Source organism: Deltaproteobacteria bacterium (assembly GCA_023382265.1).
GTDB lineage: Bacteria > JAMCPX01 > JAMCPX01 > JAMCPX01 > JAMCPX01 > JAMCPX01.
Genome location: JAMCPX010000004.1, coordinates 60,750 through 71,504, shown reverse-complemented (window position 1 = coordinate 71,504; position 10,755 = coordinate 60,750). Strand labels below are relative to the sequence as shown.

Sequence of the window (10,755 nt, the reverse complement as noted above, 5' to 3'; positions counted from 1 at the left end):
CTATTACATTTGCTCTCTTTTTATCATTCATTGTCAGTATCATCCCTTCCTCCTGTCTTTATGACAGGATATACTACTGACATTTTCACTCGGCAGTTAGAGATGACATTTTCACTTGGCTATCACACACCATAGTCTTTCATATTGAATAATTTTGTTTTATGTAATATTATTTTTATATGAAGAGAATAATCCTTATTATTTCTGTTATAAGCATGGTTATAAGTTGTGAAAGAAAGAGTCCGTCGTTTGTTAATGAAAGCGTATCGATATCTCCTCAATCCGGTATCTACAACCATTCTATAGCCATTTTACTGAGTTCAAACAAGGATGTACCGATTTTTTACTCAATAAATAGTCAGCCGGTACACCAATACAAATCGGCATTAAACCTTTCAAAGGATGGCGTTTACACCATACTATACGGCGCAAGTGACGGCTTGACCTTACCGGTGGTATGGGCATCTGCTACCTTTACGATAGATACCATACCGCCTATTTTAACTATGAATCCAGCCCCCGGGACGTACAATAGGCCTGTAGATGTCTCTATTACATCGAATGAGCCGGCAACAATTTTTATAAGTATAGCACTTGCTCCGTTTACGACGTATACCGCCTCTATACAAGTGCCTTATGCGGAATATTTTACCATCCAGGCTTATGCGGTTGATCTCGCTAATAATAAGAGTACTATTACCAGCGGAACCTATGCCGTCAATATCCCTGATATAAGTATTGTATCTCCGGTTAATGGCTCTATTTTTCCATCGAATATTTCTATTCCTTTCTCTGCAAGTGCCTATGGACTTTATGGCCCTGTATCGGGAACAAGTATAACATGGTATACATCCAATGGCATATTACTTGGTAGTGGAATAACAATAGTTGCATCCTTTTTATCAGGAGGTTATACCGTATATGCGGTAGCATCAAACACAGCAGGATTTTCAAGTACGGCCTCCGTAAATATAACAACATCAGGCATGCTTTTTTCCACATACTCAAACCCAAACATTATCTCCGGCATATGCTCGGATGGCACAAACATATATGGTGTAGGGAATGGCGGGTTGTCGGCATTTGATATAAATGGTAATCCTGAAGGATTTATGACTGTTGATCAGGGCTTGCCGACAAATATGCTGCGAGCATGTGCTTTTGATAACGGCAGCCTTTATATAACTTCCGACTATGGGCTAATTGTATCAGGTTCAACCGGAATAAGTATTTCAAACACATCTAACAGCAATATCCCCACCGACAATCTTTTCTCGATCTATAATGATGCTCCTGATGGGAAGCTGTGGCTTAGCAGTTATTCAAGTGTTATGTATTTATCCAATGGCGGCTTTAATATCTTTCAAGCGCCATTGTTTATTACTTATACCTTTTTAAGGGATATAACGGATGGTACAATGTGGTTTGGGGGTGCTGAAGGGATTGTACATTCTACAACAACAGGCTGGGTATCCTATACAACTGATAATACCCCCGCATTACCGTCTGATGCAGCAATATCTTTAACAGAAGATTCTTTGGGTACGATTGGAATTGGAACTTTTCCATTCATGCAGGCATCCGGCGGGGCTGCATTGTTTACCCCATCAACAAACACATGGTTTACACTGACCACACAGAACGGCTTACCATCGAATAATATCGTTTCTGCTGTTTTTGATCAAAGTAATCGTTTTATTATAAATACATTTAGTACCGTATCCGTTTTTACCAACGATACGCTTACAAACTTTACGGCGCAAGCATCTACGTCTAACGGGTTATCAATAAACAATGTTACATGGTTTGGTACGGATGGAAACGGGCTTTTAAAATATGACGGCTATAGTAATGGAATTACTTATACATCATTGAATGGCCCTTTTATTATGAGTAATGATGTAAAGGCAATGGCATTTTCGCCCGACGGTACTGTTTATGTTGGAACGGATATTGGTATAAATGCTGTAAATAATAATCATATTTTATACGCCATTCTAACGCCCTCTGTGAATGCAATTGAATATTATAATGGCTGCATATACGCCGGTACTGATCAGGGGCTTCTTGCTATATGCGGTAACGCAAAAGCGGTATACCTTAACGGTATTACCGTTAATACCTTACTTGTTCCATGGATCGGAACAAATTCTGGATTATACTATTATACCGGTTCTGCTTTTACAAATTACACATATCAGAACACAGCCGGTGGATTATTAAGCGATACAGTTAACGGTATCGCTTATGGCAGTAATGGCAAAGTTTATATCGGAACGTCCAGCGGTTTATCCGTGTTTGATGGAACCGGTTTTTACCCTGCCCAGGGTGCATCATTTAAGTGGGTAGACTCAATGGCATCTTATAAAGATGGAAGTTTATGGCTTAATACCGATCAAGGGGTTTGCAACTATAATGGCTCTTCACCTTTATGCTTTATATTTCCAGGTTCTGTCAATGATTTAATTGTTGATGGTAAAAACAATCTCTGGATATCAACGAACAATGGATTTTACAAATATGACGGATATACATTGCTTTTTTATCCCCCTCAATTGCCGGTCCCGGATAGTCTTATAAACACAATTTCGGCTGCTCCGTCGGGTGCAAAGTATATAGGCACGGATGCGGGACTTTGTATTTATAATGGTGATTAAAATAATGATGCATGGATCGGTAAGATGATCCGTTCTTTGCAGGCCTCCGGAATTATTCAAAAATGCATATATGCTTGACTTGATCTGATTGTGCGGTTATTCAAACCTGATAATTATGATTGATTCTGATGTATTATTAAAGATTGATGATGTTAAAAAAAGCTTCTTTGATGGCGGAAGACGAATAGATGTCCTTAAGGGAATAAATCTCGATGTGTATAAAAGTGATACCATAAGTATTATGGGTGTGTCCGGCGCCGGTAAAACCACTTTACTTCAAATTATAGGGAGCCTTGATAATCCGACGTCGGGTGGTGTGCTTTTTAAAGGTGGAAATATTTTTAACAAAAATGAAAAAGAGCTTTCAGCATTCCGGAATAAGAATATAGGTTTTGTGTTTCAGGCTCATCGCTTACTCATGGAATTTGATATACTTGAGAATATTATGATGCCCGTAATGATAGCAGGTGTGGATCAAAAACAGACAAAACAGAGAGCCGAACAATTGGTAGAAGCTATAGGTATGAAGGATAAGATCCATAATCAACCATCGGAACTTTCAGGCGGTGAACAGCAAAAGGTTGCTGTTGCAAGAGCGCTGATCATGTCTCCGCTATTACTCCTTGCAGACGAACCAACCGGCAATCTGGACTCCAAGAGCGGAGAGGCCGTAATAGATCTGCTGCTTTACTTTAACCAAACTATAGAAACCACTATTATAATAGTTACACATAATGAAGTGTTTGCTCATATGATGACAAGACGCTACAGGATAAATGATGGGATTCTGGTATAAACATTCGGTTACGATCTTAATATTGATTGTCTTTTCATTTATTTCTTCTTCAATGCTTATGGCTGATCAACCCATTGTAGAAAAGATAGAGATAGAAGGTAATGCAAGGATTCAGAAACAGGTAATACTCAGTAATATCAAACAGACAGCGGGAAGTCCTCTATCAGAGAAAACTGTTAATCAGGATATAACCAGGTTATTTGGACTTGGATATTTTGACAGCGTAGTTGTTTATCAGGAGCCGTACAATAAAGGCATCGAATTAATCTATAATGTTGTTGAGCGGCCCCTTGTAAGAAATATAACATTTTCAGGCAACTCTGAGATCACTACAGATAAACTTAGAGACGCACTTACTTTGAAGCCGAGGAGTTTTTTTGATAAGGCCAAAGTATCTTCTTCAATCGATAAGATAATTGATATGTACAAGGAGAAAGGCTATTATAATGTTAAAGCAACTTATGATTTAGAGCCTATTGCCACAATGGAAGTAAATGTAGAAATAAAAATAACAGAAGGCCGTGTCGTGAGGATAGGATCAATACATTTTATAGGTAACCATGCATTTACAGAAGGTGAATTAAGATCAAAAATGGAGAGTGCGGTTACAAACATCATAAGCTTTATAACTGGCAGCGGCAAGTTTAATGAAACAGAGCTTGATCATGATATAGCAAGGCTCACCATGTTTTATATGGATAATGGCTATATAAATGTCAAGATAGAGCAGCCGCACCTGTTCCTTTCCACCGACGGCAAAACAATGAACATCGTAATTAATATAGATGAAGGTAACAAATATAAGATATCTTCCATTTCAATATCCGGGGATCTGCTGTATTCAGAAAAAACCCTGGCAACCTATGTGCACACAAAACGTGGTGAATGGTTTAACAGATCAAAGCTCATGGACGATATCTTTAGATTAACGGATGTTTATTCTAACAACGGTTATGCGTTTGCTAATGTGAATCCAGAGACATCTATAAATGAAATAGACAGGACAGTGGCAGTTAACTTTCAGATAAGCAAGGGGCCGTTGACCTATATCAATAGGATCTCGATGATGGGCAACACAAGGACAAAAGACAAGGTTATAAGACGCGAGATGCAGGTATGGGAAGGTGAGCTGTATGATCAAGCAATGATAAAAGAGTCAAAGGAACGTATATACGCAACAGGGTTCTTTGATAATGTTGATATATCTACCTCTAAAGGTATTGAAAACGATAATGTGGAAAAGGTAAATCTCAATGTTAAGGTAAAAGAAGGGCATAGCGGAATGCTCATGCTTGGCGGTGGATACAGCTCTTATGAGCAATTTTTCGTGACAGCACAGGTACAGCTTCAAAACCTTGCAGGATTGGGTACACAGTTGAGTGTTATGGCCCAGGTCGGGGGTATAACAAAACAGTACAGCGTATCCTATTTTGATCCCTATTTTCTTGATACAAAATGGTCTATGGGCACCAGTCTGTACAATATGTCAACAATATATAACGGCTATACAACCAATGATACCGGCGGATCACTTCAACTTGGTTACTGGCTTATAGGTCTATTAAGAATCTATGCAAACTATGGTTATGATGATTCAAGTTTCTCTAATATAAGCAGTGCGTATTCATATCTCTTGCAGAATGGTACTACAAGCAGTGTTACCGTTGGATTTGTTGATGATACAAGAAACAATCCAATATATACAACAAAGGGTTCTCTCCTCAGTGCGTCTTCTCAGTTTGCAGGCGGGCCATTCGGAGGTAATTTTACCTTTATCAAACTTGACGCATCCGCCTCAAAATACTTCCCTTTACCACTTGGTAATGTATTTATGATTAATGGCAGGATTGGGTATGGATATGTGCCAGGTAATGGTTATTTGCCGTTTATAAGCAGGTATTTCCTTGGAGGCATAAACTCTGTCAGAGGATATAATTACAGAACTATAGGCCCTGAGATACCTGCATTAATATCCAATGTTGATCCTCTTGCACCGACAACACAACTCGTATATGGTGGGAACAAAATGATAAGCACTACAGCAGAATTTGTTTTTCCACTGATCAAAGAAGCAAAGATATACGGTGTTACATTCTTTGATGCAGGAAATGCTTATGCAGAGAATCAACAGTATTTTGAAGACCCGTTACAGATGGGGTATGGCTTTGGTATAAGGTGGATTACACCGATCGCTCCATTCAGGTTTGAATGGGGATTTCCTATTAATCCAAGGCCGACCGATAAGCCAAATGTATTTGAGTTTACACTCGGAACAACATATTAAAACTTATGGAGGTAAGATTATGAAAAAGTTTTTAACAATATTAGCGGTGGTAATGGCAGTGATTGCACCTTATGTATCGGCATACGGTGCAGAGCCCGGTACCAAGATCGGGTACATAGATCTTCAGAAGATTCTTCTTGAATCAAATGAAGGCAGGCAGGCAAAGGCAGCACTTGAAAAACAATTTGCTTCAAGGAAAGCAGAACTTGATGCAAAAAAGAAAGAGCTTGAAACAATGCAGAAAAGCTTAGAGACGCAGAGTGCCATCCTTTCAGAAAGCGCACTTCAGGAAAAGCAAGCCGAGTTTGTACAAAAAAGAGATAGTTTTTTGCAGATGGTACAAAAGTATGAAAAAGAGCTGCAGGAAAAGGACGGCGAGCTTACAAAGCATATAATTGGACAACTTCAGGGTATAATACAAGGAATCGGCATCAGGGACCACTATACCCTTATACTGGAAAAGACTCAAAGCGGTATTTTGTATGCTCCCAAGAATGAGGACCTAACGGATAGGGTGATGAAACTCTTTAATGAGCAAACAGCAAAGGCTAAAAAGTGAAAAAGGGGTTATATTATGCCCATACTTAAAGATCTTGCACAGCTTGTAAATGGCAATATAATAGGTGATGAAAATATCTTAATCAATGATGTTACAAGCCTTGAAGATGCCAAAGAGGGTGACATCTCTTTTGTTGCAAACCCAAAGTATCTTCCACTTGTACATAAAACCAGGGCATCCGCAGTCATGGTAAGCAGTCACATAGATAACCTTAACCTTACGCAGGTTGTGGTTAAAGATCCGTACCTTGCATTCGCAAGGCTCGTTGCAAAGTTTCACCCGGTAATACAGCCGGAATGGGGTATAGACGGCAGGGCAGTCATTGGTAAAAGCACACAGCTCGGTAAAGATGTTCACCTATCTCCAATGTGTTTCATCGATAATAATGTTATTATAGGGAATAGAGTCCATATCTATCCGCATGTTTATGTCGGTGCCGGCAGCATTATAAATGATGATACCATTCTATATGCAAACGTTTCAATCTACTCTAACACTATAATCGGGAAAAGATGTATTATACATTCGGGTGCCGTAATAGGTGCTGATGGATTTGGATTTGCCAAAGACGGGTTAAAGAATGTTAAAGTCCCCCAGATAGGGCATGTTGAGATTGGTGATGATGTGGAAATAGGTGCGAATACGACAATCGACAGGGCCGCACTTGGAACAACAAAGATCGGCAGCGGAACAAAGATTGATAACCTTGTACAGATAGCCCACAATGTCCAGATTGGTGAAAACAGCCTTATCGTCAGCCAGGTAGGGATATCCGGCAGTACACAAATCGGCAGCAATGTTATAATAGCGGGCCAGGTAGGCATTATAGGACATCTAAAAATAGGGGATTATGTACAGATAGGTGCACAATCGGGTGTAGCAAAAGATCTTCCTGCAAGAGCAACCGTTTCCGGTACACCAGCATTTGAGCACATGGAATGGCTAAAAGCTGTTAGTGTGTTTAAGGAGCTTCCTATTTTAAAAAGGCTGATCAATGAATTAAAAAAAGAGAGTGATAATATGAAAGAAAAAGAGGTTCATAAAGATGAAGCTTGATATAAACGAAATAATGAAGCTGATACCGCAAAGGTATCCATTTTTATTCGTAGACCGTGTTGAAGAACTTGTTAAGGGAGAAAAAATTATTGCATTAAAAAATGTATCAATCAACGAGCAAATATTTGCAGGACATTTCCCTGGTTCTCCGACGTTGCCTGGCGTGATCATTATTGAAGCGCTTGCGCAGACAAGCGGCATACTAGCAATGTTTTCTATACCTGAATTGACAAAAGGGAAACCCTATCTCGCGGGAGTAAACAGCTTTAAGTTCAGGCATCCCATCTATCCCGGAGATAATATCATTCTCGAGTCAACTTTAAAAAAACGGATTAAAAACTTCATAAACTTTTATTGCAGGGCGATCGTAAAAGACAAAGTTGTTGCAGAGGGTGAATTGCTTACTGCTCTTGTTAAGGTGGAAGAATGAATATCCATCCAACTGCTATAATTTCAAAAGGTGCAGAGCTTGGAGATGTTGAGATAGGGCCTTACTCTTTTATCGGGCAGCATGTAAAGATGGGAGACGGAACTATTATCGGTCCTTATGTTTTTATTGACGGTCATACCGAGATTGGTAAAAACAATAAAATTCTTCAGTATAGTTCGATAGGTTCTCCTCCACAGGATTTAAAATATAAAAATGAGCCGACAAGGCTTGTTATCGGGAACGGCAATCTTATAAGAGAACATGTAACGATCAATACAGGCACGGTAACGGGTCATGCAATTACCACTATTGGAAACGGTAATCTCTTTATGATCAACACTCATATTGCCCATGACTGCATAATTGGTGATGAAACTGTTTTCGCAAATAATGCCACACTTGCAGGGCACGTAACTGTTGAGAGCAGGGCAATAATCGGCGGGCTTGTTGCTATTCATCAGTTTACAAGGATTGGAGCGCTCGCCATGATTGGAGGAGGTGCGATGGTTACCATGGATGTTGTGCCTTTTGCTATAGCGAGCGGTGATAGGGCAAGGCTTTATGGAATAAATACGATCGGCTTAAGAAGGCGCGGATTCTCAAAAGAAAAGATAAGACTCATTGATAAAATATACAGGATTCTGTTCAGGAGCAATTATACGCTCGGAGAGGGGATCAAAAAAGTTAAAGCAGAGATAACGGATGACCCCGATATAAAACATATCATAGAATTTATAGAAACATCGATACGAGGGGTTTGCAGGTACAGGATATGAAGCTAAGGGCTGGGGTTGCAGGTACAGGGTATCTAGGGACTTTTCACTGTGAAAAGTATACCCAGCTTGGAGATGTTGAACTTGTTGCAGTGGCAGATCCAGATTCACAACGGAGACAGCATATCTCAGAGAAATATAAAGTTAGAGCCTTTGACGATTATAAGAAACTCTACGGGCTTGTTGATATTGTAAGTGTAGCTGTCCCAACAACGATGCATTATAAGGTAGCAAGTTTTTTCCTTAATAAAGGTATACCGGTACTCCTTGAAAAACCTATTACGGATACCGTAACTCATGCAAAAAAGCTCGTAGAAACGGCAGAACGCAATGGTATTCCCTTTCAAATAGGTCATCTCGAGAGATTCAACAGTGCGATAAGGAGCGTAAAAGGAATGATCAACAAACCCGTTTTTATCGAAGCACACAGGCTTAGCCCTTTTACCGTAAGGGGTACCGATGTTGATGTTGTAAGAGACCTCATGATACATGATCTCGATATTATACTTTCACTTGTTGCATCAGACGTAAAATCAATTGATGCTGTCGGTGTGCCTGTGCTTACCGATAAGATTGATATCGCAAATGCAAGACTCAAATTTAAGAATGGATGTGTGGCAAATGTAACGGCAAGCAGGGTATCAAAGGAAAAGATGAGAAAGATAAGACTATTTCAGAAGGACGCTTATTTTTCTATAGATTATGGAGCATCAAGGGTTGATATAATAAAAACCGTTTATGCTCCTCAGCCGGAACTTGAAGGAAGGCAGCTTGAGATATCCAGAGAGGATAGTTTGTTTGAAGAGATAAAAAGTTTTGTTAATGCCGTTAAAACAAAAGTCCGGCCGATCGTAACAGGGCGTGATGGACTTATTGCACTTGAGACCGCATTCAGGGTACTTCACGGAATAGAAAGAAATTTAAAGCTTGTCCATGAAAAAAATCCTAATAGTAGCAGGTGAACCCTCCGCTGACAGGCATGCTGCGGCACTTGTAAAGGCGGTGCATTCAAAAGTACCCGATGTTGAATTCATAGGTATTGGCGGACCTATGATGAAACAGGAAGGTGTAAGGATTATCTTTGATGCAAATAAAATAGCGGTTGTAGGCATATCGGAAGTGGTAAGGCATCTTGGCATGATCAAAGATGCATTTAACAGAGTGATAAGAACATCCACGGATGAAAAGGTTTTGCTTGCCGTTCTCATAGATTTCCCGGATTTTAACTTAAGACTTGCAAAAAAGTTAGACAATCTTGGAATCCCTCTTGTTTACTATATATCGCCCCAGATATGGGCATGGCGTAAAGGAAGGATTAACAAGATAAAAAGGTATTTCAAAAAGGTGCTGGTGATCTTCAAGTTTGAAGAAAGTCTTTATAGAGCAGCCGGAATCGATGTAAAATTTGTTGGACACCCTCTTACAAATCATGTGAATCGCACGGCTGCACCGGAAGAGATAAGAAAGAAGTATAACATACCCGGCAACGCAAAAGTTATAGCAATGTTACCAGGTAGTCGTTCTTCAGAGATAAAAAGGCATCTTGGAATAATGATCATGGCTGTTGAGCTATTAAAGCCGTCAAACTCCGATATCTATCCTATAATACCAGTTTTATCTACTCATGCAGAATTTGTACAGAACATACTTAAGGAATACCGGTTTGATGCCAAGGTTATTGTAGACGATACTTATAATGCGGTTGGAATTTCTTACTTTGCCATAGTTGCGTCCGGAACAGCAACACTTGAGACAGCCCTCCTCGATGTCCCGATGGTTATTATTTATAAAGTATCGTTTTTTTCACATATGGTTGCAAAATTACTTTTATCTATAACCCGGATAGGCATTGTCAATATTATAACGGATGAGGATATTGTTCCTGAGCTTGTACAGAGTGATCTTAAACCAAAAAAACTTGCAAACCTTGTCGGTAAGTACCTTAAAAACGAAGAGGCATATAATAAGATGAAACATGATTATCTCAAACTTAAATCAATACTCGGAGATAGCGAAGCATCACACGCAGCAGCAGAGGAGATCATAAATATAATTGCTCTGATCAAGGAAGTACAATAAAGAAGTCACGATTTCCAGATGAATTTTATTGGCTTACGCAATCCGATTGAGAAAGACAAAATGTACAATATCCTTGACTTATAAAAACATTTGACCTTTAAAAGTTATTGTCTTATTAAGT

The 10,755-nt window shown here is 39.4% G+C and carries 9 protein-coding genes; all 9 read left to right on the top strand.

Annotated features, from left to right (window positions below; all coding sequences use genetic code 11):
• Positions 1-179: 179 nt before the first annotated feature.
• The 9 genes from M1381_00765 to lpxB all read left to right on the top strand — a co-directional run bounded on the left by M1381_00765 (position 180) and on the right by lpxB (position 10,634).
• Positions 180-2,657: a hypothetical protein gene (locus M1381_00765; protein MCL4477621.1), complete on the top strand. Its 2,478-nt coding sequence runs from the start codon at positions 180-182 to the stop codon at positions 2,655-2,657.
• A 115-nt stretch (positions 2,658-2,772) separates the two neighbouring features.
• Positions 2,773-3,453: an ABC transporter ATP-binding protein gene (locus tag M1381_00760; GenBank protein ID MCL4477620.1), complete on the top strand. Its 681-nt coding sequence runs from the start codon at positions 2,773-2,775 to the stop codon at positions 3,451-3,453.
• Between the two features lie 58 nt (positions 3,454-3,511).
• A complete protein-coding gene (gene bamA / locus M1381_00755) occupies positions 3,512-5,737 on the top strand; it encodes an outer membrane protein assembly factor BamA (GenBank protein ID MCL4477619.1) in 2,226 nt (741 codons plus the stop codon).
• Positions 5,738-5,756: 19 nt separating this feature from the next.
• Positions 5,757-6,296 (top strand): OmpH family outer membrane protein, encoded by a 540-nt coding sequence (locus tag M1381_00750; GenBank protein ID MCL4477618.1) that lies wholly within the window; start codon positions 5,757-5,759, stop codon positions 6,294-6,296.
• Between the two features lie 15 nt (positions 6,297-6,311).
• Complete coding sequence (gene lpxD / locus M1381_00745) at positions 6,312-7,352, top strand: UDP-3-O-(3-hydroxymyristoyl)glucosamine N-acyltransferase (protein ID MCL4477617.1); 1,041 nt, start codon at positions 6,312-6,314, stop codon at positions 7,350-7,352.
• Positions 7,342-7,782: a 3-hydroxyacyl-ACP dehydratase FabZ gene (gene fabZ / locus M1381_00740; protein ID MCL4477616.1), complete on the top strand. Its 441-nt coding sequence runs from the start codon at positions 7,342-7,344 to the stop codon at positions 7,780-7,782. Before lpxD ends, fabZ begins: the two co-directional genes overlap by 11 nt.
• Positions 7,779-8,558, top strand: a complete 780-nt coding sequence (lpxA, locus tag M1381_00735; protein ID MCL4477615.1) for an acyl-ACP--UDP-N-acetylglucosamine O-acyltransferase — start codon at positions 7,779-7,781, stop codon at positions 8,556-8,558. Before fabZ ends, lpxA begins: the two co-directional genes overlap by 4 nt.
• On the top strand, positions 8,555-9,517 hold the full coding sequence (locus tag M1381_00730; GenBank protein MCL4477614.1) for a Gfo/Idh/MocA family oxidoreductase: 963 nt from the start codon (positions 8,555-8,557) through the stop codon (positions 9,515-9,517). Before lpxA ends, M1381_00730 begins: the two co-directional genes overlap by 4 nt.
• Positions 9,489-10,634 (top strand): lipid-A-disaccharide synthase, encoded by a 1,146-nt coding sequence (gene lpxB, locus M1381_00725; GenBank protein MCL4477613.1) that lies wholly within the window; start codon positions 9,489-9,491, stop codon positions 10,632-10,634. Before M1381_00730 ends, lpxB begins: the two co-directional genes overlap by 29 nt.
• The last annotated feature ends 121 nt before the right edge of the window (positions 10,635-10,755 follow it).